Origin of the sequence: Streptomyces sp. NPDC001401, from assembly GCF_042895385.1 — a bacterium.
Classification (GTDB): Bacteria; Actinomycetota; Actinomycetes; order Streptomycetales; family Streptomycetaceae; genus Streptomyces.
Window position 1 is genome coordinate 142917 of sequence record NZ_JBIAWI010000012.1, and the last position, 23205, is coordinate 166121.

Consider the following 23205-nt stretch of genomic DNA (forward strand, 5'->3'; position numbering starts at 1 on the left):
CGAGGCGGAGGCCGAACCCGCGGCCGAGGCGGAGCCAGAAGCCGAGGCGGAGCCGGAAGCCGAGGCGGAGGCCGAACCCGCGGCCGAGGCGGAGCCAGAAGCCGAGGCGGAGCCGGAAGCCGAGGCGGAGGCCGAACCCGCGGCCGAGGCGGAGCCGGAAGCCGAGGCCGAACCCGCGGCCCAGGCGGAGCCGGACGCCCCCGCCACCGCCCTGGCAAAAGCAGGCCTCACCACCGCCCGCGCCAAGGTCTACCTCGTACTCGACCGCTCCGCGAGCATGCGCCCGTACTACAAGGACGGCTCCGCCCAGGCCCTCGCCGACCAGACCCTCGCCCTCGCCGAGCACCTGGACCCCGACGGCAGCGAGAAGGCCTCCGTGCACGTCGTCTTCTTCTCCACCGAGGTCGACGGCACCACCGACCTCACCCCGGCCTCCTCCGAGACCGCCATCGACGACGCACACGCCGGCCTCGGCCGTATGGGCCGTACCAGCTACCACGCCGCCGTGGAAGCCGTCCTCGCCCACTACGACAAGACGGCCGCCGCCCCCGACTCCCCGGCCCTCGTCATCTTCCAGACCGACGGCGCCCCCGACGCCAAGACCCCCGCCACCCAGTCCCTCACCGAGGCCGCGAAGACCCACCCCTCGGTGTTCTTCTCGTTCGTCGCGTTCGGCGACCACGACAACAAGGCCTTCGACTACCTCCGCAAACTGAAGACCGACAACACGGCCTTCTTCCACGCGGGCCCGACCCCCCTGGAACTCACGGACGCGGAGCTCTACGACGGCGTCCTGATCGACTGGCGCCCCTGACCCCGTACTCCCGCAGAACCCGCAGAACCCGAGGCCGCCCCTTCCCACCCCTTAAAACGGGAAGCGGGCGGCCCACCCATGTCGGCTACGATTTCAAGGTTCGCGAGAACGCAAGCAGGCAAGAACCACGCACCCCGAAATCCGACCTGGGAGCAGCCCCCGATGGCTCGACACCTCATCACCAGCGCCCTTCCGTACATCAACGGAATCAAGCACCTGGGCAACATGGTGGGGTCCATGCTCCCGGCGGACGTGTACTCCCGCTACCTCCGCCAGCGCGGCCACGACGTCCTGTACATCTGCGCGACGGACGAACACGGCACCCCCGCCGAACTGGCGGCGAAGGAGCAGGGCATCCCCGTAGACGAGTTCTGCGCGCAGGCACACGACGCGCAGAAGGCGGTCTACGACGGCTTCGCCCTCGCCTTCGACTACTTCGGCCGGAGCTCCAGCCCCCAGAACGTCGAGATCACCCAGCACTTCGCCCGCCGCCTCAACGAGAACGGCTTCATCGAGGAGCGGGCGATCCGCCAGGTCTACAGCCCCACCGACGGCCGCTTCCTCCCGGACCGCTACGTCGAGGGCACCTGCCCCCACTGCGGCTACGACAAGGCCCGCGGCGACCAGTGCGAGAACTGCACCCGCGTCCTGGACCCGACCGACCTGATCAACCCCCGCTCGGCGATCTCCGGCTCCACGGACCTGGAGGTCCGTGAGACGAAGCACCTCTTCCTCCTCCAGTCGAAGCTGGAGGGCGAGGTCCGCGAATGGGTGGCCCGCCACGACAAGGACTGGCCGCAGCTGGCCTCCTCCATCGCCCACAAGTGGCTGACCGAGGGCCTGCACGACCGCGCGATCACCCGCGACCTCGACTGGGGCGTCCCGGTCCCGGCCGACACCTGGCCGGAGCTGGCCGCGGAGGGCAAGGTCTTCTACGTCTGGTTCGACGCCCCGATCGAGTACATCGGCGCGACGAAGGAGTGGTCGGACCTCGACCCGGAGAACCGCGACTGGAAGTCGTGGTGGTACGACGTCGACAACGACGTCCGCTACACGGAGTTCATGGCGAAGGACAACGTCCCCTTCCACACCGTGATGTTCCCGGCCACCGAGCTCGGTGTCCGCGAGCCGTGGAAGAAGGTCGACTACGTCAAGGCCTTCAACTGGCTGACGTACTACGGCGGAAAGTTCTCCACGTCCCAGAAGCGCGGCGTCTTCACCGACCAGGCCCTGGACATCCTCCCGGCGGACTACTGGCGCTACTTCCTCATCGCCAACGCCCCCGAGTCGGACGACTCGTCCTTCACCTGGGAGCACTTCACGGCGACAGTGAACAAGGACCTGGCCGACACCCTCGGCAACTTCGTCAACCGCGTCCTGTCGTTCTCCAGGAAGCGCTTCGGCGACGACGTCCCCGCGGGCGGCGTGCCGGGCGAGGCGGAGACCAGGCTGGGCGAGCAGATCGCCGAGCTCCTCGCCGAGTACGAGGGCCATCTGGAGACCCTCCAGTTCCGCAAGGCCGCGGCAGCACTGCGCGCCCTGTGGTCCGCGGGCAACTCCTACCTCGAGGAGAAGGCCCCCTGGCTGGAGATCAAGACCGACAAGGACGGCGCGGCCCTCACGCTCCGTACGGCGATGAACCTGATCCACCTCTACGCGGTGGTCTCGGAGCCCTTCATCCCGACGACGTCGGCCGCCATGCGCCAGGCCTTCGCCCTCCCCGCCGACACCGCAACCTGGGTCACCCCGGACGAGGCGAAGTCCCTCACCTCGGTCCCCGCCGGCACCTCCTTCACCGTCCCGCCGGTCCTGTTCGCCAAGCTGACGGACGAGGACCTGGAGACGTACAAGGAGCGCTTCGGCGGCGAGTCGGCCTGACACCCCACGCCCCTGGGCCCGGAACCGAACGGTTCCGGGCCCTCTCTCATGTCTCCAAGCAGGCGAAGCAGAAAGGTAGTGTCCTCGCTTCCCGCCGACCCGGAGCCTGTGCCCAGGACGGCCGGCCCGCGGGATGTGGTCTCCGCGTGGGAATCGTGAGACCCGGGCAGGTGCCTCCACTGCCCCCTGGTCCTGCCCTACGAGTGTCGGCGAAACTGAACGCGGGCAGGAGGCAATCGCCTAGGCTGCTGGATCGAACAGGTGGGGGCGATGGCGGCACCGGGGGAGACCGGACCAGAAACAGCGTCGGTCCGGAATGAATTCGCGCTGGAACGGTACCGGTACATCCTCCAGCAGATCCACGCGGTGAACGAGAACGCGCACCGCTTCCTCGCCCTCTACCAGACGCTCGCCACCGCACTCGTCAGTGCTGCCCTCCTCCTCTTTGTCGGCTACCGAAAGTGGGACCTGGCGCCGACCACCGCGCGGGGTGGAGTTATCGGGTTACTGATCCTCGTCACCGTCGTCGCTGCCTTCACCAGCACGCTGATCGTGGTGGGGGCGATGACCTGGCTCGACTATCGCAACGAAGAGTGCGACATCACCGACGAGGTCGTCGGACCGGGGTTCCGAAAGCGCCCCCGGCCGGGCAACTTCCTGCGTTGGTACGAGACATACGTACTGCTCTTCGTCCTTGTCTCGGTGATCATCATGTGGTTGATCGCCGTGCTCTTCCTCCTGCCGGCAATGAGGTGATCGTCCCCGGTGTCCGAGCACGACTACACCAGCACGTCTCTGTGGCAGAGCACCCTTGCCGTGCAACCGGGTGACGACCCCCACTCCGAACAGCGCGAACGACTGCGTACGTCGTATCTCGAACTGAGGAAGAAAGCAGCCGTACTCCTTCAGGAGAATGCGCGCAGCATGCCCGAGTTCACGGTGCACGACATCACGCACGTGGACGCTCTGTGGGAAACAGCCGATCTCGTATGCGGAAACGAGGTGACACTCAATCCCGCAGAGGCCTACGTGCTGGGCTGTGCCTTCGTGCTCCACGATGCCGCGATGGGGGAGGCCGCATACGGGACGAGCGTGCCCGCGGCCCTGGGAGAGAAGCGGTGGCGCGATCTGCTGTCGGTGGCCTACTACCGCCAGGAGGGATGCTGGCCCGATCAGGACCAACTCGACTCCCCGCCTGCCGAGATCGCCGACGCATGCCGGGCCACTGCGATCCGCGAATCACACGCCGAGCAGGCACGCCGGCTGGTGGACCGGTCCTGGCGGTCCAGCACGGGCAACGAGATCCACCTCATCGAGGACGTCCCGTTGCGCGAGGCATACGGCCCGCTGATAGGCAATCTGGCAGTCAGCCACTGGTGGCCGGTCGACCGGCTGGCCGACGAGTTCCGCCGCGAGTGGGGCTCATGGCCGTGGCAACCGCGCGGCTGGACCATCGATCGGCTCAAGCTGGCGTGCATTCTGCGGTTGGCCGACGTGACCCAGATCGACAGCCGCCGTGCTCCGACACTGCTGTTCGCGCTGCGCAATCCGCAGGGTGTCTCCCGCGAGCACTGGCGCTTCCAGGAGCACGTCAGCCGCCCCGACCGGAGCGGCGACCGGGTCACCTACACCTCGCACCAGCCCTTTCTCCCCAAGGACGCCCCCTCCTGGTGGCTGGCCCTCGACTATCTGCGCGATATCGACCAGGAGTTGAAAGCGGTCGACGCCCTCCTGCACGACCTCGGCCGTAACCGGCTCGCGGCCCGCGCCGTTGCGGGGGTCGACTCCCCCGAACGCTTCGCCGAGCACTTCCGCGTGCAGGACTGGCGCCCCATCGACGGGGCGATCAAGGTCTCCGACGTCCCCGGTCTGGTCCGGAGCCTGGGCGGCGAGCAGTTGTACGGCGACAAGCCCGAAGTCGCGCTTCGGGAACTGATCCAGAACGCCCAGGACGCCGTGCTGGCCCGCCGGGCGCTGCAACCCGGCTTCCCCGACGGACGCATCGAGATCCGTCTGAGCGAGGCCGACGGCTCCTGGTGCCTGGAGGTCCGTGACAACGGCGTCGGCATGGACGAGGAGACGCTCATCCATGGGCTGCTCGACTTCGGCACCAGCGGCTGGAGTTCTCCCACCGTCCGCAACCTGCTGCCCGGACTGGCCAGCGAGGGCTTCGCGCCCAGCGGCCGGTTCGGCATCGGCTTCTTCTCCGTCTTCCTCCTCGGCGACCGGGTGGAGGTGATCACCCGCCGCTATGACGCCGCGAGCCGGGACGCCCGCCGCCTCACCTTCGACGGCCCCTCCCATCGCCCTCTGCTCACGCCTCTGCCCGAGCAGGGCTGGTTCGCCGAGGGCACGACAGTACGCGTCACCTTGAGCAAGGCTCCCAACGACGTCAAAGGCCTCTTCCACCGGACCGTCGACGAACGGCTCTCGCAGCTCGCCCAGCAGTTGGTCCTGGAAAGCACGGTGCCTATCCACACCTGGGAACCCGGCGCGACCGCACCCGAGATCCTCGCCCCGTTCTCCCTGGCCACAGGGGCGGCGGACGAGGTTTTCGACCGTCTGTATCCGCCACTGCCCCATGGTTGGCGCACCGGGGAGGAGAAACAACGCCTCCAATTTCGAGACGATTTCGTCAGACAGGCCACCGAAGTGCTCGACGACCGGGGACGGCGCATCGGTCTGGCTACGCTCGGGAACGACCTGTACTACGCGGGACGGCGTAATTACTCGGGAGTCGTCACAGTCAACGGACTCCTCGCCGACGAGTCGATCTCCTTCGCCGGGTACCTCGCCGGTCAGCCCAGTCGAGCCTCACGCGACCAAGCCACCCTCGCCGCCACCCCGGACCAGGTGCGCGACTGGATGCGCACGCAGGAACAACAACTCCGCAGCACCGGGAGCTTCGGGGATCCGGTCCAGCTGGAACAGGCTCACACCCTGTACGGCGCCTTCAACGGGCTCTCCGACGACGTCGCCTTCGCCCTCACGGCCCAGGGTCTGCTCCGTCCGACCGACGCGGCCGACTGGGTCGCACAGCGGAACGAGGTCTTCATGTGCTTCGGCCTTCCCCTGGCAGTGCATACCCGGCCTCCGGCGGTCTACCACTACCTGTCCGGGCAGAATGTGCAAGTGCCCGAGAACTGGGTTCTCACCTTCAGCAGGATTCCTGACGGGCCTCTGCGGGAGGCTTTTCCACAGGTGATGAACCGCGACGCTGATTACGAGTTCGCACGTCACCACCTCACGCTGACATGGCAGAAGGTGTGGTGGCGGATGTCCGGCACCCTCGACGGACTCTTCCTGCGCGCCCTGTGCGAGGCATGGTCGTGCACCCCCGAGTCCGTGCTGGCGCCGGTCGAGCGGCGCGGCTGGTCCGACATCCGCCCCCTGGACGACGAGAGCCTCGGTGCCGTTCCGGGCTACCTGTTCCACCGGCCATCGGGCCACTGAGTCTGAGTAGGAACCGTGAGAGACAGGGGCTCGGAAGGCAGAACGGCTTTCCGAGCCCCGTATTGTTCCGCCATGGCAGTGCCCGAAGTCGTCCCGATCGCCTACACGCCCAAGCACCGGACCGAGTCCATCGGCCGGTACGCGGATGGGCAGTTCCTGGCGTCGATCACCTATGCCTTCCCTCAGGGATTCCGCCTCGACCAGGGCTGGGAAGAGCACAAACGCCTCTACACGGTGCTGCACACCTTCGACGCCGAGGGCCGCTACCGCGACTCGGAGATCTGGTGTGCCGGCACCTGGGCGCAGCAGCTGCGCAACCCGGACGGAGACGGGTCGGTCCTGCAGAGCGCCCGTATCCACCTGGCAAAGCTCCTGCGCAGTCTGCCCCGCCGTTCCTACACGGACATCGCGATACGGCCGTTCCAAGTCACCGTAGAGGGTGTGCTGTTCGGCCTGGTGATCCGCGAGGACGAAGGCGAGAGCTGGGCCGAGCTCTACCCGGACCGTCTCGCCTTCGCCGAGCCCTGGGACGGCACGTACGACACCTGACCCCTGGGACTCTCTAGGACGGGTTGCTGAATGCGATGCCGACCGCCGTCGACGTCGTGAAGGACGCCAGCGCCACCAGTACGGAATCGGCGAGCTGCTGCATCGCGGGCCCGGCCCAGTGGCTCTCCGCGATCTGCGCCGTGCGCCGTTTCACCGCGGCCTGGTCGGCGTCCGGGAACGCCGAGGCGTGCAGCCCGCCGTGGTGCAGGAGCACGAGGAGGGCGGCGGTGCGCTCATCGGGGTCCCGGCCCGCCAGGACGACCTGGTCCAGCGTGCGGCGCAGGGCGGCCTCGACGCTGCCGTCGGCCTCGGGAAAGCGGCTGGTGCGGAACAGGCCGAGGACGCGCCGCTGCTCCTCCCGGATCAGCCCCTTGTCGAGCAGCCCCTGCCGTGCAGCCTCGTAGGCCTCCTTGCGCAGGCCGAAGACCCACTTCTGTGCGTCGCCCTTGTCGTCCTGCTGGTCCTGGCCGGCGATTCGCGCCAGCGGGGCGTCCAGCGCGGCCGCACCGAGCGGAGTCGCGTCCTGGAGGACGACCTTCCCGTCGCCGATCCGGATGCGGCCGGCCAGCGCGAGCTCGAGCAGGGCGGCGGCGGAGATCATGTACTCGGCCTGCGGCTGCTGCTCGGCCTTGCCCGTGGTGTCGTCGAGGGCTAGGAGCAGGATCTGCTCGCCCAGGGTGGTGGCGGTGCCGGCGGGCTCGGTGTCGCTCATGTCTGTCGTGCTCTCCCTGGTCGTGATCTGCGCAACGTTACGCGCGTCATGGCAACGGGTGCGGACCGGGGCAGCCCGGCCCGCGCACACGGAGCGGGTGACGGAGCCGGTGGGACACGGGTACGGCCGCCGGTTCGCGCTGCTGGACGAAACGGCGGCCGTACGGAGTGGGGGTGACGCCTATGAGTTGGTCAGGACCCCGGCGCCCGTGGTCGTCGCCAGCTCCGTCGGCAGGTTCTTCGCCGACGTCTCCAGCCCCGCCGTCAGCGTCGGCGTCCAGTTCACCGTCGTCTTGATCTTCTTCGACGAGGCGGCGTTGTACGCGGCGACCAGGTCGGTCGCGGTGCCGTTGACGAGGTTGCCGCTGCCGGCCACCGAGCCCGTGCCGTCGCCGCTGAGCAGCTTGGAGACCTTCTGGGAGGCGGAGGTCTTCCAGAAGTTGTTCTGCGCCACGACCTGGGCCTTGGCGCGGGAGTTGATGCTGTACAGCAGGTCGTAGCCGTTGAGGGCCGTGACGTCGTAGAAGTTGTTGTAGATGTGGATCTGGCCGATGCGGGACAGCGGCGCGCGCTGCACGATGCCCTTCCACACGTTGTGGTGGATGGAGACGCGCAGCTTGCCGGTGCTGTCGGTGTCGCTGCTGCCGATCAGCATCGTCTTGTCGTGGCTGGTGAACTGGTTTCGCTCGACGGTGACCAGGTCCGAGCCCTTGGTGATGTCGAGTTCGCCGTCGTGGATCTGGTACTGGCGTCCGTAGTACGTCGGATCGGCCGTGTCGAAGCCCGGCGCGTCCGTGAACGTGTTGTGGTCGGCCCAGACATGGGTCGCCCCGCGCAGGGTGACCGAGTCGTACTGCGAGTTCCAGTTGCCCTTGTCGCCGTCCGTCGGGTCCCACTGCGGGAAGCAGTCCTGGGTCGCGGAGAAGGTCAGGTTGCGGACGATGACGTTGTCCACCTTCTGGATCTGCAGCATGCCGCCGGTGATCCCCGCCTTGGTGCCGGGCACGCCCACGATGCTGGTGTTGGCCGGCACCTTGAAGACGATGTTCGCCGCCTGCTTCTTCTGTGCGGTGGCACGCGCCTTCTCCTGCGTGCCCGACGCCAGCTTGGAGCGGCCGTAGGTGGCCGGGTCGTACGCCTTCAGGTACGAGGAGAGCGAGTAGCCCGTGCCCGACGCGTAGTTCGCGCAGGTCCGCTTCTTGCCGCTGTCGTCCGTGTTGGCGTCGATGGTGCCCTTGACCCTGATGATCCGCGGGGTGGTGTCCGACACCGAGCCCAGCGCCTTCACCAGCTGCGCGCGCGTGGAGACGGTGAAGGTGTGCGCGGAGTCGGCCTTCGCGCCACCGGTCGTGCCGGAACCGGAGGACGCCCAGCCGTCCTTGGCAGCAAGCGTCTGGTGGTACAGGTCGACGGTCGTCGTCCCGGCGTTCGCGTTCATCACGAGAACACCGGCACCGACACCGGCTGCCACGACGGCGGCGGAGACGACGAGGGTGCGGCGCCCTCGGAGGGAGCGGCGGTGCGAGGCAGATGCCACGGGGATTCCTTACGCGGTTGTGGGACAGGTGCTGCTCGTGATGCTCCGGTGAAGGAGCTTCCGTCCCTAAGTGGCCGCCGGAATCAAGGGAGTTGCCGCGGGGGGCCGGAAATTTCTCCGACCGCCCCGCACCGCGTGAGGACTATGACGATGCCGACGCGCTCGGCTGGGTGTCCGTGCTGTCGTGCGTCTCGTCCGGCGCGACGCCCATGGTCAGGTGGGCGCGCACGCCCTTGGCGATGTGCTTCTTGTCGTACTTGAGGTAGAGCAGGCCGCCCTCGTGCCCGTTGTCCGGGTAGATCGTGTCCTCGTCGAGGGTGGTGCGGGTCGTGGTGTTCGTGGAGTACGGGGCGACCTTCGCCGAGGCCAGCACCGACTTCTCGTCGAAGAACAGCTGACCGGTGTGGCAGGTGTGGCCGCCCTCGTAACCGGCGTCCGTCCAGGTGCCGTCCACGTGCACCTTGACGTGGATGTGTACACAGCGGCCCTGGTACCAGCCCGGGAAGACCGTCTTGAAGGTGACGTAGCCGCGCTTGTCGGTCTTCCAGGTGCCGCGCAGATAGCGCTCGTCGTCGGTCGGCTCGGAGTGGCCGCCGCCCGTACCGCCGGAGGGGGCGCCGGACGGGGGCTCGCCCGTCGGGGTGCCGGAGGGTGCGTCGGTGGGTGTGCCGGTGGGTGTGCCGGACGGGGCGTCCGTCGGGGCGCCGCCCCCGCCGCCGCTGCCCATCGCCTCGTAACCGGAGTAGACGCCCAGCGCGGTGCAGTGCCAGATGTCGACGGCCGCGTTCTTCACGGGCTTGCAAGTCTCCGCGTCGATCACCTTGAGGGTGAGGGTCAGGGGGATGCCGTCCTGGTCCTCGGTGATGTCCTGGCGGATCTTGTCTGCGTCGATGTAGTACGGGCCCTCGGTGGTCTCCGACGTGAGCGTGTAACAGGTCTCCGCGGTGCTCGAGGCGCTCGGCGAGGCGTCGGTGGCCGACTCGTCCGCGGAGGCGGTCAGGGCGAGTCCGCCGCCCACGCCCACCGCTGCTACCGCGCCCGCGCCCACGACGACGACCTTGCGGCGCGTCAGGTCCTTCTTGTGTTTCGGCTCTTCGGCCGTCTGCTTTCCCGTCATGGTCCGCGAAGCTAGGGGGGCCGCCTGTCAGGAGCGTGGGAAAGCACTGTGGAACCCATGAATCCTTAAAGCCGGGCCGCAATCGGTTCTTGAAGGGCGTGCTCTTGAAGGGCGTGCTCTTGACGGGCCTGCCTTGCTTGTGGCGCCGGTTCGGGAGCGACGGAAGCCGGGTCCGCCGCCAGCCCCAGCGCCTCACGGGCCGCCTGGACGTGCCGGAGCCCTTCCTGCGCCGTCCGCGTCACCCGCTCGTACTCCGCCGTCGTACGGGCCTCGGCCAGCAGGGACCGGGCGGCGCGATGACACTCCGCGGCGTCGGTCAGCGCCTGCCCCGCCGTCTTCCCGTTGCTCGCCCAGCTGCTTGCACCGGGCGGCATCAGGCTGCCGCCCAGCCGTATCAGCCAGCGGTTGGCCTCGGCCTCCGCGTCCAGTTCGGTCGCGCCCGGCACCACCCGTGTCCGCCGCAGCGCGACGACCGCGCCCACCGTCCCGGCGATCAACAGCACCGAGAGCGCGATCGCGTACCCCATGACTCCTCCTCGGCCCGGCGGCCCGGAAGGCCGGCACCTGCGATGTCACTCCCTATGACACAACAGGCTTCTGTGCTGCCCCCTCGGGATTCCTGTGTGCCTCCGGTGAGGTTTCCAAGCAAGCGAAAGGGCTCGAAACCGACGGTCGGTTTCGAGCCCCTGTCACTTCAACTGGCCTACTTCGGCTGCGGCTTGCGCACCGTCAGGTGCAGCTCCTTCAGCCGGGTCTCCTCCAGCTCGGTCGGTGCGCCCATCATCAGGTCCTGGGCGTTGCCGTTGAGCGGGAAGGCGATGGTCTCGCGGATGTTCGGCTCGTCCGCGAGGAGCATGACGATGCGGTCGACGCCGGGGGCGATGCCGCCGTGCGGCGGGGCGCCGAAGCGGAAGGCGCGCAGCATGCCGGCGAACTTCTCCTCGACGGTCTCGCGGTCGTAGCCCGCGATCTCGAAGGCCTTGAGCATGATCTCCGGCTCGTGGTTCCGGATCGCGCCGGAGGACAGCTCGACGCCGTTGCAGACGATGTCGTACTGCCAGCCCAGGATGTCCAGCGGGTCCTGGGTCTCCAGGGCCTCGAGGCCGCCCTGCGGCATGGAGAAGGGGTTGTGCGAGAAGTCGATCGCGCCGGTGTCCTCGTCCTTCTCGTACATCGGGAAGTCGACGATCCAGCAGAACCGGAAGACGCCCTCCTCGAAGTGCCCGGCGCGCTTGGCGGCCTCGACGCGGACCGCGCCCATGATCTTCGAGACCTCGTCGAACTCGCCCGCGCCGAAGAACACCGCGTGACCGGCGGCCAGTTGGAGCCGCTTCGTCAGCTCGGCGACGTTCTCCTCGGTGAGGAACTTCGCGATCGGGCCGGTCAGCGAACCGTCCTCGGCGACGCGCACCCAGGCCAGGCCCTTGGCGCCCTGCGAGACCGCGAAGTCGCCGAGCTGGTCGAAGAACTTCCGGGGCTGGGCGGAGACGTCCGGCACCGGCAGCGCACGCACGTGCTTGCCTGCGAAGGCCTTGAACTCCGAGCCCTCGAAGATGTCGGTGATGTCGACGAGCTCCAGCTGGGCCCGCAGGTCCGGCTTGTCGGAGCCGTACTTCAGCATGGCCTCGCGGAACGGGATCCGCGGGAACGGGGAGGTGACGTGCCGGCCGTTGCCGAACTCCTCGAACAGCTCCGTCATCAGCTGCTCGATCGGGCGGAAGACGTCCTCCTGCTCGACGAAGCTCATCTCGACGTCGAGCTGGTAGAACTCGCCCGGCGAGCGGTCCGCACGCGCGTCCTCGTCGCGGAAGCAGGGCGCGATCTGGAAGTACCGGTCGAAGCCGGAGATCATCAGCAGCTGCTTGAACTGCTGCGGAGCCTGCGGCAGGGCGTAGAACTTGCCCGGGTTCAGACGGGACGGCACCACGAAGTCACGCGCGCCCTCGGGGGAGGTGGCGGACAGGATCGGCGTCGCCATCTCGTTGAAGCCCAGCGCCGTCATCTTGTGCCGGATCGCCGAGATGACCGCCGTGCGCAGCATGATGTTGCGGTGCATGCGCTCACGGCGCAGGTCCAGGAAGCGGTACTCCAGGCGCCGCTCCTCGTTGACCCCGTCCTCGGTGTTGATCGTGAAGGGGAGCGGGGCGGCCGCGCCGAGCAGCTCGACCTCGCCGACCTCGACCTCGATCTCACCGGTCGGCAGGTCCGGGTTGACGTTCTCGGTGCCCCGGGAGACGACCTTGCCGTCGACGCGGACCGTCGACTCCTTGGTCAGCTTGTCGAGGGCCTCGTAGGCCGGGGTGCCCGGACGGGCGACGAGCTGCGTGATGCCGTAGTGGTCACGCAGATCGATGAAGAGGATGCCGCCCAGGTCGCGCCGATTGTGCAGCCAGCCACTCAGCCGGACGTCGGTGCCGACGTCAGAGGAGCGGAGCTCGCCGCAGGTGTGGGACCTGTACCGATGCATCGTCGTTCATCCAGTCTTCGCGGATCGGGGTCTGTGTCACTCAGGGTGTTTCACGTGAAACAACCCCCAGGGTACCGGGCACCCCAAGATCGGCTCCCCACCATTAAGAGTGGGCAATCGGTGGCACTCCTCGATCACCTCTCCATAAAGTGGGGCAATGCGCACTGGTGAGCCTCTGCCCGCCGTGGGGGAGGTTCTCGCCGCCCTCGCGACCGGCCTGTGGCACTGGGACACCGCCACCGAACTCGTCACGGTCGACGCCGAAGCGGCTCGGCTGCTCGGGCTGCCTGCCGTGCAGACCACTCTCACGGAGGCCAAGGCCCGGGCCCGGCTCCATCCGGTCGACTGGAACGAGATCATCGCCGTCGTCGGACTGGCCGTCGCCGAGGGCACGCTGGCCGAGGTGCGGATCCGGATCATGGACGAGCACGGCCGGATCATCCGTGTCGTGCGCTCCCGCTCCAAGCCGTCGTTCGACGCCGGGAAGAAGTCCTTCCAGCTGATCGGCACGCTCCAGGAGGTCACCGAGCCGACCCCGGGCACGCCGGCCGGACGCAGCGCCGTCACCGGCGACTGGCGGCGTTCCAGGGAGGCGTTCCTGCTGGACGCGGGCCGGGCGCTGGCCGAGGCGCGGTCCACGGAGGAGGTGCTGCGGGTCGCGGCGGGCCTGTCGATGCCGGGGTTCTCGCCGGACGGGCTCGCCGTGTTCAGCGTGCAGGGCGACCGGCTGAGGATCATCGGCCACCACGGCCATCAGCCCGGCGACGAGGGTCCCTTCTCGCACATGTCGCTGGACACCGACTACCCGGCCGCCGAGGTGGTCCGCACGGGCCGCGCCGTCTATCTCACCACCCCCCAGCAGTACAAGTCCCGCTACCCGGTCACCTGGCCGCTCGCCTCGTCCTTCGGCCGCAGTTCCTGGGCGTTTCTGCCGCTGACCGTTGCGGGTCGCACGATGGGCGCCTGGATGGCGGCCTTCGCCTATCCGGTGACCTTCAATCCCGACGAGCGGTCCGTGCTGACAACGGTGGCCCGCATGCTCGCCCAGGCCCTGTCCCGGGCCGGCGCCGCCGAGACCGAGCGGGCGCTGACCGACGGCCTGCAGCGCTCGATGCTGCCCACCCTCGGCCCGCAGATACCGGGCATGAGCGTCGCGGCCCGCTACGTCCCCACCGGCGGCGGCCTCCAGGTCGGCGGCGACTGGTACGACATGATCCCGCTGCCCAACGGCCGTATCGCCCTGGTCATCGGCGACGTCCAGGGTCATGACGTGCGGGCGGCCGGCCTGATGGGCCAGCTCCGTATCGCCCTGCGCGCGTACGCCTCCGAGGGCCACCGCCCCGACGCGGTGCTCTCCCGCGCCTCCCGTTTCCTGCACGGCTTGTCGGACGGCGCCACCCAGCACGGCGCCCCCGAGGAGGACGCCCTCGCGGACCTGCGCTTCGCGACCTGTCTGTACGTCGAGGCCGACCCGGCGACCGGCACCCTCGACATCGCCCGCGCCGGGCACCCCGACCCGGCGATCCGGATGGCGGACGGCACGGTGCTGGCCCGCCCGACGGCGGGCGGTCTGCCGCTCGGCATCGACCCGGACGCCGACTACCCGACCACCCGGATCACCCTCGAATCCGGCGAGACCATGCTGATCTGCACCGACGGTCTGATCGAGACCGGCGGCCACGACCTGGAGAGCGGCTGGCAGCGGATCCGCACCATCCTTGAGGACCACAAGGGCGACGACCTGGAGGAGCTGGCCGACGCCCTGGTCCAGGGCGTGCACGGCCCCTCCTCCCACCACACCACCGGCCCGCTCGCCGACCGGCGCGAGGACGACATAGCCGTACTGCTGCTGTCCCGGCCGGTGGAGGGCCACGGCGAAGCGCTGTTCGTGCCGCCGCCGGTGCGCCGCACGATGCTGTCCGTCGCGCAGGCCGAGCCGGAGCGGGTGGCGGTGGCCCGTCAGCAGCTGCGCGAACTGCTCCACGACTGGCCCTCGCCGGACCAGGTCGACTCGGCGGTGCTGCTGGTCTCCGAGATGCTCACCAATGTCCTCGTGCACACCGACGCCGACGCGCTGCTGCTGGCGGAGGTGCGGGGCGAACACGGCAGCCGCCGGATGCGCATCGGGGTCACCGACAACAGCGACGCCCTCCCGCACAGGCGCAGCCCCGGCGAACTGGCCTCCTCCGGGCGGGGGTTGATGCTCATCGAGCTGCTCGCGGACGCGTGGGGCGTGGACCCGCAGGGCGAGGGCAAGAGCATCTGGTTCGAGCTCTACGAGTCCGACGGCTCGGCTTCCGGCTCCGGGTAGCGCGTCCGCAGTTCGTGCAGGACCCCGAAGGCGGCCGCGGTCAGCGGCACCGCCAGCAGCATGCCGAGGACCCCTGCGACGGACGCTCCCGCCGTGATCGCGACCATCACCACCGCCGGGTGCATCTGCACGGTCCGGCTCTGGATCATGGGCTGCAGCACATGCCCCTCCAGCACCTGGACCGCCAGCACCACCCCGAGCACCCACAGAGCGATCACGAAGCCCCGGTCGGCAAGCGCGACCAGCACGGCGACGGCGCCGGAGACGAAGGCGCCGAGGTAGGGGACGTAGGCACCGACGAAGACGAGCGCACCGAGCCCTACGGCCCCCGGGACGCGGAGGAACAACAGCCCCACGGTGATGCAGACGGCGTCGATGAGCGCGATGAGGGTGGTTCCCCGCATGAACCCCTCGACGGCCTCGAAGGCCCGCCGGGCCATGGCTTCGAGGGTGTCGCCGCTCTTCCCCGGAGCGATACCCCGGATCAGGTCGGCGGCCTTGTGCGAGTCCCGCAGGAAGAAGAAGACGAGGAACAGCGCCAGCACGGCCATGGCGATGCTCTCGCCGACGATGCTCACCCCGCTGATGACGTTGGACGCGGCCGTCCCGCCGAACTTGGTGAGCAGGTCCTTGGCGTTCGTGGCGAGGTCGTCCAGCGAGGTCCCCGCGGCCCCGAAGTGATCGGCGACGCCCTGAGCCGCGTCCTTGAGCGAGGCGACGATCTGGTCCCCGGTGTCGATGAGCGCGGCGACGACGATGTACACGGCCCCGCCGACGACGGCGACCACCGCAACACATGTGAGCCCGGCGGCGATCGACCGGTTGACCTTCGCCTTGACGAGCCGCCGGTGCAGGGGTCCGAGCAGCGCGGTCCCGAGCAGGGCGAGCAGCACCGGCGTGACGGCGGTCCGGAACTCCGAGCACAGCCGGACCCCGACGTAGACGACCCCTGAGACGAGCAGGACGACGGCACACCAGCCGGCCAGGCGGCGGGCGGCGTCGGGGAGGAGCTGCACGGCTCAAGGCGATCACGGGCGGCCTCGCCTGTCCTGCGCGGACAGGCCGCCCGGGTGACGGAACGTCAGAGCCTGTGAACAGGCTCTCGGCTCACGTGCGCGGGCCCGCCGGCACCTTCGGCGGCTCGGTCGGTGCCACGGACGGCTCGGCGGGCGCCGTGGTCGGCCGCTCCGCCGCTGCGGCCGGTGGACGCAGCACCAGCAGCACGCCGGCCGCAAGGATCCACACCCCCATGAGCAATGTGGTGATCCAGGCGGTGAACGGGCCCGCCAGGGACCCGAGTGCGATGACCAGCGCCGGCCAGCCCAGCCACTGCGGCAGGTCGTCGGTCGTCCGGGACACCCGCCACATCGCGAACAGCAGGACGGCCGCCGCGGCCATGGCTCCGATGAATGCGCCGTAGGCCAGGTCGATCAGCAGCATGGCCAGCAGGGCCGTCCCCGCGACCACCAGGAACGTGTCGTCGTACTTGGCCGAGATCGCGAAGATGCCGGAGATCAGTGCCGCGGCCATCATGAGCACGGCGAAGGCGATGCCGCCCGCCAGGACCAGCTGCGACCGCTTCCCGGCGATGCGGGTGAGGGGGCCCAGGAAGAACAGGAACAGCATGGACGAGGTGAGCAGCAGCAGGGTCGTGGTCTCGAGCAGGTCGAGGTTGCTGCTCTTGAGGTAGAAGGTGAGGGTCTTGGCCAGGCCCCTCTTTCCGGTGTCGTCCGGGATGTTGCTGTTCAGGATGATCACCGCGGTGAGCATGATCACCCCGGACCCCACCCCGGCGACACCGGGCCAGTACAGGCGCTTCGTCATCTCGGCCTCCTCGCGACGAAGTTCCGCGAGGGTCCCGATTCAGGACTCTTTTCCTATTCTGCCCCTCTTATCCCCTGTTTACCTTTCGATCTCAGAGCCCGCCCTCGGTCATCCCGTGCACCGCCGGGATGGTCCCCAGCCGCCCCTTCTGGAAGTCATCGAAGGCCTGCTGGAGCTCCTCGCGGGTGTTCATGACGAACGGGCCGTAGTGGGCCATGGGCTCACGGATCGGCTGCCCGCCCAGGAGCACGACCTCCAGGTCCGGCGTGTGGGAGTCCTGCTTCTCGTCCGCACGGACGGTCAGCGCGGAGCCCGCACCGAACACGGCGGTCTGGCCCAGCTGGATCGGGCGGCGCTCGGCACCGACCGCGCCCCGGCCGGCGAGGACGTACGCGAGGCCGTTGAAGTCCTCGCGCCACGGCAGGGTGATCTCCGCGCCCGGCGCCAGCGTCGCGTGGATCATCGTGATCGGCGTGTGCGTGATGCCGGGGCCCTGGTGGCCGTCGAGCTCACCGGCGATGACACGCAGCAGCGCACCGCCGTCCGGGGTCGTCAGCAGCTGCACGTTGCCGCCGCGGATGTCCTGGTAGCGCGGGGCCATCATCTTGTCCCTGGCCGGCAGGTTCACCCACAGCTGCAGGCCGTGGAAGAGGCCGCCGGACATGACGAGGGACTCCGGCGGAGCCTCGATGTGCAGCAGGCCCGAGCCCGCGGTCATCCACTGGGTGTCGCCGTTGGTGATGGTGCCGCCGCCACCGTTGGAGTCCTGGTGGTCGAAGATCCCATCAATGATGTACGTCACGGTCTCGAAGCCGCGGTGCGGGTGCCAGGGGGTGCCCTTGGGCTCGCCCGGCGCGTACTCCACCTCGCCCATCTGGTCCATCATGATGAACGGGTCGAGGTACTTGTAGTTGATCCCGGCGAACGCCCGGCGCACCGGGAAGCCCTCGCCCTCGAAACCGCTCGGCGCGGTCGTGACGGCGAGTACGGGACGCGCCACGGCGTCGGCCGGTGCGGCCACGCGGGGCAGGGTCAGCGGGTTCTCGACGGTCACTGCAGGCATGTCGGTACCTCCTTGTGCGGCCAGTTTAGTTGAGCATTGAACTTTCTGCCACCCGTAACACAGAAAGCCCGGAGGGCATTCCCTCCGGGCTCTCGTAGGGGGGTGTCAGCCGTACATCCTGCGCATCGCGAACTCGACCATCTGCTCCACGGCCTTCGCGTCGAAGACCATGCGGTGCTCACCCTCCATGTCGAGGACGAAGCCGTAGCCGGTGGGCAGCAGGTCGATGACCTCGGCCCCCGTGATCACGAAGTACTTGGACTCCTTGCCCGCGTACCGGCGCAGCTCCTTGAGCGAGGTGAACATCGGGATCACCGGCTGCTGGGTGTTGTGCAGGGCGAGGAAACCGGGGTTGTCGCCGCGCGGGCAGTAGACCTTCGAGGTCGCGAAGACCTGCTGGAAGTCCTCCGCGGACAGCTGTCCGGTGGTGAAGGCCCGTACCGCGTCCGCGAGCGACGGCGGGGACGGCTCGGGATACAGCGGTGACTGCTGCCCGTAACCGCCGGGGCCCTGCTGCGGCTGGGCGTACTGCTGCTGAGCACCCGCACCCACGTTCTGGTCGTAGCCGTACATGAGCGCAAGAGTACTGAGTCACAGATGACCCATTCGGGGTTGCTTCTTATTACCGGCGGGTAGCATCATCGTAGCTACTTGTTGGTACGTGAACTAGCGCGAGGATCCAGTGCCTCGCCGATCTCTCTAGACGGAGCAGTCGCCATGGGGCACTACAAGTCGAATCTCCGCGACATCGAGTTCAACCTCTTCGAAGTACTCGGGCGCGACAAGCTGTACGGCACCGGCCCGTTCGAGGAGATGGACGCCGAGACCGCCAAGAGCATCCTCGAGGAGCTGAGCCGCCTCGCGGAGAACGAGCTGGCGGAGTCCTTCGCGGATGCCGACCGCAACCCGCCGGTCTTCGACCCGGAGACGAACACCGCCCCGGTCCCGGCGTCGTTCAAGAAGAGCTACAAGGCCTTCATGGACTCGGAGTACTGGCGCCTGGGCCTGCCCGAGGAGATCGGCGGCACCACCTCCCCGCGCTCCCTGATCTGGGCCTACGCGGAGCTGCTGCTCGGCTCGAACCCGGCCGTGTGGATGTACGCCTCCGGCCCGGCGTTCGCCGGCATCCTCTTCGACGAGGGCAACGAGGTCCAGAAGCACATAGCGAAGATCGCCGTGGAGAAGACCTGGGGCTCCACCATGGTGCTCACCGAGCCCGACGCGGGCTCGGATGTCGGCGCCGGCCGTACCAAGGCGATCCAGCAGGAGGACGGCTCCTGGCACATCGAGGGCGTGAAGCGCTTCATCACGTCCGGTGAGCACGACATGGAGGAGAACATCCTCCACTACGTCCTCGCCCGCCCCGAGGGCCACGGCCCCGGCACCAAGGGCCTGTCCCTCTTCCTCGTCCCGAAGTACCTCTTCGACTTCGAGACCGGCGAGCTGGGCGAGCGCAACGGCGTGTACGCGACGAACGTCGAGCACAAGATGGGCCTCAAGGCCTCCAACACCTGCGAGATGACCTTCGGCGACCAGCACCCCGCCAAGGGCTGGCTGATCGGCGACAAGCACGACGGCATCCGCCAGATGTTCCGGATCATCGAGTTCGCGCGGATGATGGTCGGCACGAAGGCGATCTCCACGCTGTCGACGGGCTACCTGAACGCGCTGGAGTACGCCAAGGAGCGCGTCCAGGGCCCCGACCTGGCCAACTTCATGGACAAGACGGCGCCCAAGGTCACCATCACGCACCACCCGGACGTCCGCCGCTCGCTGATGACGCAGAAGGCGTACGCGGAGGGCATGCGCGCGCTGGTGCTCTACACGGCCTCCATCCAGGACGAGATCCAGATCAAGGAGGCGGCGGGCGAGGACTTCAAGGCGCTGGAGGCGCTGAACGACCTGCTCCTGCCGATCGTCAAGGGCTACGGCTCCGAGAAGGGCTACGAGCAGCTCGCCCAGTCGCTGCAGACCTTCGGCGGCTCCGGCTTCCTGCAGGAGTACCCGATCGAGCAGTACATCCGCGACGCCAAGATCGACACCCTGTACGAGGGCACCACCGCGATCCAGGGCCAGGACTTCTTCTTCCGGAAGATCGTCCGCAACCAGGGCGCGGCGCTGAACTCGCTGGCCGAGGACATCAAGAAGTTCCTGGCGCTCGGCGAGGGCGGCGAGGATCTGGCGGGCGCCCGCGAGCACCTCTCGAAGGCCGCCGTCGAGCTGGAGGCCATCGTCGGCCTGATGCTGACCGACCTCGCGGCCACCGAGCAGGACGTCAAGAACATCTACAAGGTGGGCCTGAACACCAGCCGCCTGCTGCTCGCCTCCGGTGACGTGGTCGTCGGATACCTGCTGCTCAAGGGCGCCGCGGTCGCCGCCGAGAAGCTGGAGACGGCCTCGGCGAAGGACAAGGCGTTCTACCAGGGCAAGATCGCGGCGGCGAAGTTCTTCGCGGCCAACGTGCTGCCGGGCGTCACAGGCGCCCGCAAGCTCGCCGAGAACGTCGAGCTGGGCCTGATGGAGCTGGACGAGGCCGCGTTCTAACCTCCCCGGTTCTGGGTAGCCAGAATTCCACATCGCCCTCACGAGGGCCCGCTCCCCATCACGAGGAGTGGGCCCTCGTACGTCGTTAAGGTGAACCCCATGAGCGAACCCCCCCGCTTCGACCGCGGCCACACCGACGACCTCATGTCCTTCCTGACGGCCAGCCCGTCGCCGTACCACGCGGTGGCGAGCGCCGCCGAGCGGCTGGAGAAGGCAGGGTTCAGGCAGGTCGCGGAGACGGACGCCTGGGACGGGACGAGCGGCGGCAGGTACGTACTGCGCGGTGGCGCGATCGTGGCCTGGTACGTCCCCGAGGGCGCGGCGCCCCACACGCCGTTCCGTATCGTCGGCGCGCACACCGACTCCCCGAACCTGAGGGTCAAGCCGCTGCCCGACACCGGAGCGCACGGCTGGCGCCAGGTGGCGGTGGAGATCTACGGCGGACCGCTGCTCAACTCCTGGCTCGACCGCGACCTGGGCCTGGCGGGCCGGCTGACCCTCAGGGACGGCTCGACGCGCCTGGTGAACGTGGACCGGCCGCTGCTGCGCGTCCCGCAGCTCGCCATCCACCTGGACCGTTCGGTGTCGGCGGAGGGCCTCAAGCTCGACAAGCAGCGCCATCTGACGCCCATTTGGGGTCTGGGCAACGATGTGCGGGACGGCGACCTGATCGCCTTCCTGGAGGAGACCGCGGGGCTGCCGGCCGGTGAGGTCACCGGCTGGGACCTGATGACGCACTCGGTGGAGCCGCCGGCGTACCTGGGCCGCGACAAGGAGCTGCTCGCCGGGCCTCGCATGGACAACCTGCTGTCCGTGCACGCGAGTGTGGCCGCGCTGACGGCGGTGGCCGGGGGCAAGCCGCCCTGCATCCCCGTACTGGCCGCCTTCGACCACGAGGAGAACGGCTCGCAGTCGGACACGGGTGCGGACGGTCCGCTGCTCGGCAGTGTCCTGGAGCGTTCGGTGTTCGCGCGCGGAGGCTCCTTCGAGGACCGGGCGAGAGCGTTCGCGGGCACGGTGTGCCTGTCCTCGGACACCGGTCACGCGGTCCACCCCAACTACGCGGAGCGCCACGACCCGACACACCACCCGCGCGTCAACGGCGGCCCCATCCTCAAGGTCAACGTCAACAACCGCTATGCGACGGACGGTTCGGGCCGTGCGGTCTTCGCCGCCGCCTGCGAGAAGGCGAACGTCCCCTTCCAGTCCTTCGTCTCCAACAACTCCATGCCCTGCGGCACGACGATCGGCCCGATCACGGCGGCCCGGCACGGCATCAAGACGGTCGACATCGGCGTCGCGATCCTGTCGATGCACAGCGCGCGGGAGCTGTGCGGCACGGACGACCCGTATCTGCTGGCGAACGCGCTGGTGGCGTTCTTGGAGGGCTGACGCCCGGCGCCGGTCCAGCTCCCCGAGGCCGCTTCGGGTGCCTCGGGGAGGCGGTCGGCGATGGCATGGACCGCGGTGAGAACGGTGGCGAAGCCGCTGCGCAGCTCAGCTTCGAAGGCGCCGACGCGCTCCGTCAGCCCTGGCGGATCACGTCCGTGCCGGGGCCGCCGGAGAGCGTGTCGCTGCCCGCGCCGCCGTACAGCCTGTCGTTGCCGCTGTTGCCGTACAGCTTGTCGTTGCCGCTGTTCCCGTACAGGACATCGTTGCCCTTGCCGCCGTACAGGGTGTCGTCGTACGTCCCGCCGGTGATCGTGTCGTTGCCGTCGTCGCCGGACAGGTACTGGGCGCCGGAGCCGCCGTGCAGCGTGTCGTTGCCCGCGCCGCCCTGGATGATGTTGTCGCCGCCGCTCGCGGTGATCGTGTCGCTGCCGTCACCGCCCCAGGCCAGGCCCTCCGCGCCCACGGTGATGGTGTCGTCGCCCGCGCCGCCCGAGACGTAGGCGCCGTCGAGGCGGCCCGAGTCGGTCGACTTGTCGTTGCCGGCGCCCAGGGAGATCTGGGCATAGGTGTACACCTGGTCGGTGTTGTTGGCGTACGCGAGCGTGTCGTTGCCGTCTCCGAGGTCCACGATCACGCCGGCGTACGGGTCCTGGCTGTCCACGGAGGTGACCGTGCAGGAGACCTTCGTGTGGTCCGAGCCGACGGGGTAGGCGCAGTCGTGGCCCGCGCTGACCGGGACGACGTCGTCGATCACGTAGGTGATGCCCGTGCGGTCCGCGGTGAGCGTCGCGGTGACGGTGGCCTTGTTGGTCTGGCCGGGGGCAGCCTTGTAGGTGAGCTGCCAGTCGTACTGGTTGACCGCGGCGGTGGCCGGCGTCGTCGCGGCGTCGGCGGTGCCGGCCACGGTGAGCGGGACGGCGAGGGCCGTACCGAGCACGACCGTCGCCGCCGAGACGGCGCGTATCATCCGGCGGCGGGCGGGACGAGAGAGCATGGTGGGACCTCCGAGAAGAACGTGCGGCGCGGTGCGCCTTGTGCAGGATCCGACTCGGAGGCCACCTGATTGGTTGGTCAACTTCCCTGTACGCGCGCGAAGTTCACCTGCGGGACACCTCTTTGCCCGGTGGAGTGCGAGGTCCGGTCAGGTGAGGGCGTGGCCGGTGGTCGCGTCCACGTGCGACGGGACGTCGTCATGGCGATCGCCGACCGTCGAGGTGCCGGTCGGTTCGAGGAGCAGGATCTCGGTGGGCACACGCGCGTACGGCTTGTGTTCGGTGCCGCGCGGGACCGTGAAGACCGAGCCCTTGGGGAGCGTCACCGTGCGCTCGCCGGCCGGCTCGCGCAGGGAGATGTGGAGTTCGCCCTCCAGGACCAGGAAGAACTCGTCGGTGTGGTCGTGCACGTGCCAGACGTGCTCGCCCTCGACCTTCGCGACGCGTACGTCGTAGTCGTTGACAGCCGTGACGATGCGCGGGCTCCACTGCTCGGTGAAGGAGGCGAGGGCCTGGTCCAGGGAGATGGGTTCGCTGCTCATGCACGTCATCG

At 68.8% G+C, this 23205-nt stretch carries 19 protein-coding genes; 8 read left to right on the forward strand and 11 right to left on the reverse strand.

From position 1 onward, the window contains the following. From ACFY10_RS34270 to ACFY10_RS34290, 5 genes are all read left to right on the forward strand, one after another. Window positions 1-814, forward strand: an 814-nt coding sequence (locus ACFY10_RS34270; protein ID WP_390669131.1) for a VWA domain-containing protein, incomplete at its 5' end; no start/stop codon positions are given. Between the two features lie 162 nt (window positions 815-976). Beyond that, window positions 977-2692: a methionine--tRNA ligase gene (gene metG, locus ACFY10_RS34275; protein WP_390669132.1), complete on the forward strand. Its 1716-nt coding sequence runs from the start codon at window positions 977-979 to the stop codon at window positions 2690-2692. A 270-nt stretch (window positions 2693-2962) separates the two neighbouring features. Then, complete coding sequence (locus tag ACFY10_RS34280; RefSeq protein WP_390669272.1) at window positions 2963-3448, forward strand: hypothetical protein; 486 nt, start codon at window positions 2963-2965, stop codon at window positions 3446-3448. 9 nt (window positions 3449-3457) lie between these two features. Continuing rightward, a complete protein-coding gene (locus ACFY10_RS34285; RefSeq protein ID WP_390669133.1) occupies window positions 3458-6145 on the forward strand; it encodes an ATP-binding protein in 2688 nt (895 codons plus the stop codon). Between the two features lie 72 nt (window positions 6146-6217). Continuing rightward, window positions 6218-6694: a hypothetical protein gene (locus tag ACFY10_RS34290; protein WP_390669134.1), complete on the forward strand. Its 477-nt coding sequence runs from the start codon at window positions 6218-6220 to the stop codon at window positions 6692-6694. A gap of 13 nt (window positions 6695-6707) precedes the next feature. On the opposite strand, the gene ACFY10_RS34295 is transcribed toward ACFY10_RS34290, so the two are convergent. From ACFY10_RS34295 to aspS, 5 genes are all read right to left on the reverse strand, one after another. Beyond that, complete coding sequence (locus tag ACFY10_RS34295; RefSeq protein ID WP_390669135.1) at window positions 6708-7406, reverse strand: GPP34 family phosphoprotein; 699 nt, start codon at window positions 7404-7406, stop codon at window positions 6708-6710. Between the two features lie 180 nt (window positions 7407-7586). Further along, the gene (locus tag ACFY10_RS34300; protein WP_390669136.1) at window positions 7587-8942 is read right to left on the reverse strand and encodes a polysaccharide lyase family 1 protein; all 1356 of its coding nucleotides are present in this window, start codon (window positions 8940-8942) and stop codon (window positions 7587-7589) included. A 142-nt stretch (window positions 8943-9084) separates the two neighbouring features. After that, window positions 9085-10059, reverse strand: a complete 975-nt coding sequence (locus ACFY10_RS34305; RefSeq protein WP_390669137.1) for a dioxygenase — start codon at window positions 10057-10059, stop codon at window positions 9085-9087. Window positions 10060-10124: 65 nt separating this feature from the next. Continuing rightward, window positions 10125-10586 carry a hypothetical protein gene (locus tag ACFY10_RS34310; protein ID WP_390669138.1) on the reverse strand — a complete coding sequence of 154 codons (462 nt, stop codon included), beginning with the start codon at window positions 10584-10586 and terminating at the stop codon, window positions 10125-10127. A 176-nt stretch (window positions 10587-10762) separates the two neighbouring features. Continuing rightward, window positions 10763-12526, reverse strand: coding sequence for an aspartate--tRNA ligase (gene aspS / locus ACFY10_RS34315; RefSeq protein ID WP_390669139.1), 1764 nt, complete (start codon window positions 12524-12526; stop codon window positions 10763-10765). A gap of 157 nt (window positions 12527-12683) precedes the next feature. Here aspS and ACFY10_RS34320 point away from each other — a divergent pair, with 157 nt between their 5' ends. Beyond that, window positions 12684-14837, forward strand: a complete 2154-nt coding sequence (locus tag ACFY10_RS34320; protein ID WP_390669140.1) for a SpoIIE family protein phosphatase — start codon at window positions 12684-12686, stop codon at window positions 14835-14837. Here the strand turns inward: ACFY10_RS34320 and ACFY10_RS34325 are convergent. From ACFY10_RS34325 to ACFY10_RS34340, 4 genes are all read right to left on the reverse strand, one after another. Next, window positions 14801-15853, reverse strand: a complete 1053-nt coding sequence (locus ACFY10_RS34325) for an AI-2E family transporter (RefSeq protein ID WP_390669141.1) — start codon at window positions 15851-15853, stop codon at window positions 14801-14803. The genes ACFY10_RS34320 and ACFY10_RS34325 overlap by 37 nt on opposite strands. A 91-nt stretch (window positions 15854-15944) precedes the next feature. After that, window positions 15945-16661, reverse strand: a complete 717-nt coding sequence (locus ACFY10_RS34330; protein WP_390669142.1) for a hypothetical protein — start codon at window positions 16659-16661, stop codon at window positions 15945-15947. A gap of 91 nt (window positions 16662-16752) precedes the next feature. After that, on the reverse strand, window positions 16753-17724 hold the full coding sequence (locus ACFY10_RS34335; RefSeq protein ID WP_390669143.1) for a pirin family protein: 972 nt from the start codon (window positions 17722-17724) through the stop codon (window positions 16753-16755). A gap of 105 nt (window positions 17725-17829) precedes the next feature. Continuing rightward, the gene (locus ACFY10_RS34340; protein ID WP_390669144.1) at window positions 17830-18297 is read right to left on the reverse strand and encodes an SseB family protein; all 468 of its coding nucleotides are present in this window, start codon (window positions 18295-18297) and stop codon (window positions 17830-17832) included. 144 nt (window positions 18298-18441) lie between these two features. Between ACFY10_RS34340 and ACFY10_RS34345 the strand changes: the two genes are divergently transcribed. Both ACFY10_RS34345 and ACFY10_RS34350 read left to right on the forward strand, forming a co-directional pair. Continuing rightward, entirely contained in the window at window positions 18442-20268 is a 1827-nt protein-coding gene (locus ACFY10_RS34345; RefSeq protein WP_390669145.1) for an acyl-CoA dehydrogenase, read from the forward strand. Between the two features lie 99 nt (window positions 20269-20367). Next, entirely contained in the window at window positions 20368-21660 is a 1293-nt protein-coding gene (locus tag ACFY10_RS34350) for a M18 family aminopeptidase (RefSeq protein ID WP_390669146.1), read from the forward strand. Between the two features lie 133 nt (window positions 21661-21793). On the opposite strand, the gene ACFY10_RS34355 is transcribed toward ACFY10_RS34350, so the two are convergent. Further along, a complete protein-coding gene (locus ACFY10_RS34355) occupies window positions 21794-22654 on the reverse strand; it encodes a calcium-binding protein (protein WP_390669147.1) in 861 nt (286 codons plus the stop codon). A gap of 147 nt (window positions 22655-22801) precedes the next feature. Further along, window positions 22802-23194, reverse strand: coding sequence for a cupin domain-containing protein (locus ACFY10_RS34360; RefSeq protein ID WP_390669148.1), 393 nt, complete (start codon window positions 23192-23194; stop codon window positions 22802-22804). Window positions 23195-23205: the final 11 nt, after the last annotated feature.

Bases quoted from the DNA above. Each gene is read 5' to 3' on its own strand.
- metG (WP_390669132.1), top strand. From the start codon at position 977: ATGGCTCGACACCTCATCACCAGCGCCCTTCCGTACATCAACGGAATC.
- ACFY10_RS34280 (WP_390669272.1), top strand. From the start codon at position 2,963: ATGGCGGCACCGGGGGAGACCGGACCAGAAACAGCGTCGGTCCGGAAT.
- ACFY10_RS34290 (WP_390669134.1), top strand. From the start codon at position 6,218: ATGGCAGTGCCCGAAGTCGTCCCGATCGCCTACACGCCCAAGCACCGG.
- ACFY10_RS34295 (WP_390669135.1), bottom strand. From the start codon at position 7,406: ATGAGCGACACCGAGCCCGCCGGCACCGCCACCACCCTGGGCGAGCAG.
- ACFY10_RS34305 (WP_390669137.1), bottom strand. From the start codon at position 10,059: ATGACGGGAAAGCAGACGGCCGAAGAGCCGAAACACAAGAAGGACCTG.
- ACFY10_RS34310 (WP_390669138.1), bottom strand. From the start codon at position 10,586: ATGGGGTACGCGATCGCGCTCTCGGTGCTGTTGATCGCCGGGACGGTG.
- aspS (WP_390669139.1), bottom strand. From the start codon at position 12,526: ATGCATCGGTACAGGTCCCACACCTGCGGCGAGCTCCGCTCCTCTGAC.
- ACFY10_RS34320 (WP_390669140.1), top strand. From the start codon at position 12,684: ATGCGCACTGGTGAGCCTCTGCCCGCCGTGGGGGAGGTTCTCGCCGCC.
- ACFY10_RS34330 (WP_390669142.1), bottom strand. From the start codon at position 16,661: ATGACGAAGCGCCTGTACTGGCCCGGTGTCGCCGGGGTGGGGTCCGGG.
- ACFY10_RS34335 (WP_390669143.1), bottom strand. From the start codon at position 17,724: ATGCCTGCAGTGACCGTCGAGAACCCGCTGACCCTGCCCCGCGTGGCC.
- ACFY10_RS34340 (WP_390669144.1), bottom strand. From the start codon at position 18,297: ATGTACGGCTACGACCAGAACGTGGGTGCGGGTGCTCAGCAGCAGTAC.
- ACFY10_RS34345 (WP_390669145.1), top strand. From the start codon at position 18,442: ATGGGGCACTACAAGTCGAATCTCCGCGACATCGAGTTCAACCTCTTC.
- ACFY10_RS34350 (WP_390669146.1), top strand. From the start codon at position 20,368: ATGAGCGAACCCCCCCGCTTCGACCGCGGCCACACCGACGACCTCATG.
- ACFY10_RS34355 (WP_390669147.1), bottom strand. From the start codon at position 22,654: ATGCTCTCTCGTCCCGCCCGCCGCCGGATGATACGCGCCGTCTCGGCG.
- ACFY10_RS34360 (WP_390669148.1), bottom strand. From the start codon at position 23,194: ATGAGCAGCGAACCCATCTCCCTGGACCAGGCCCTCGCCTCCTTCACC.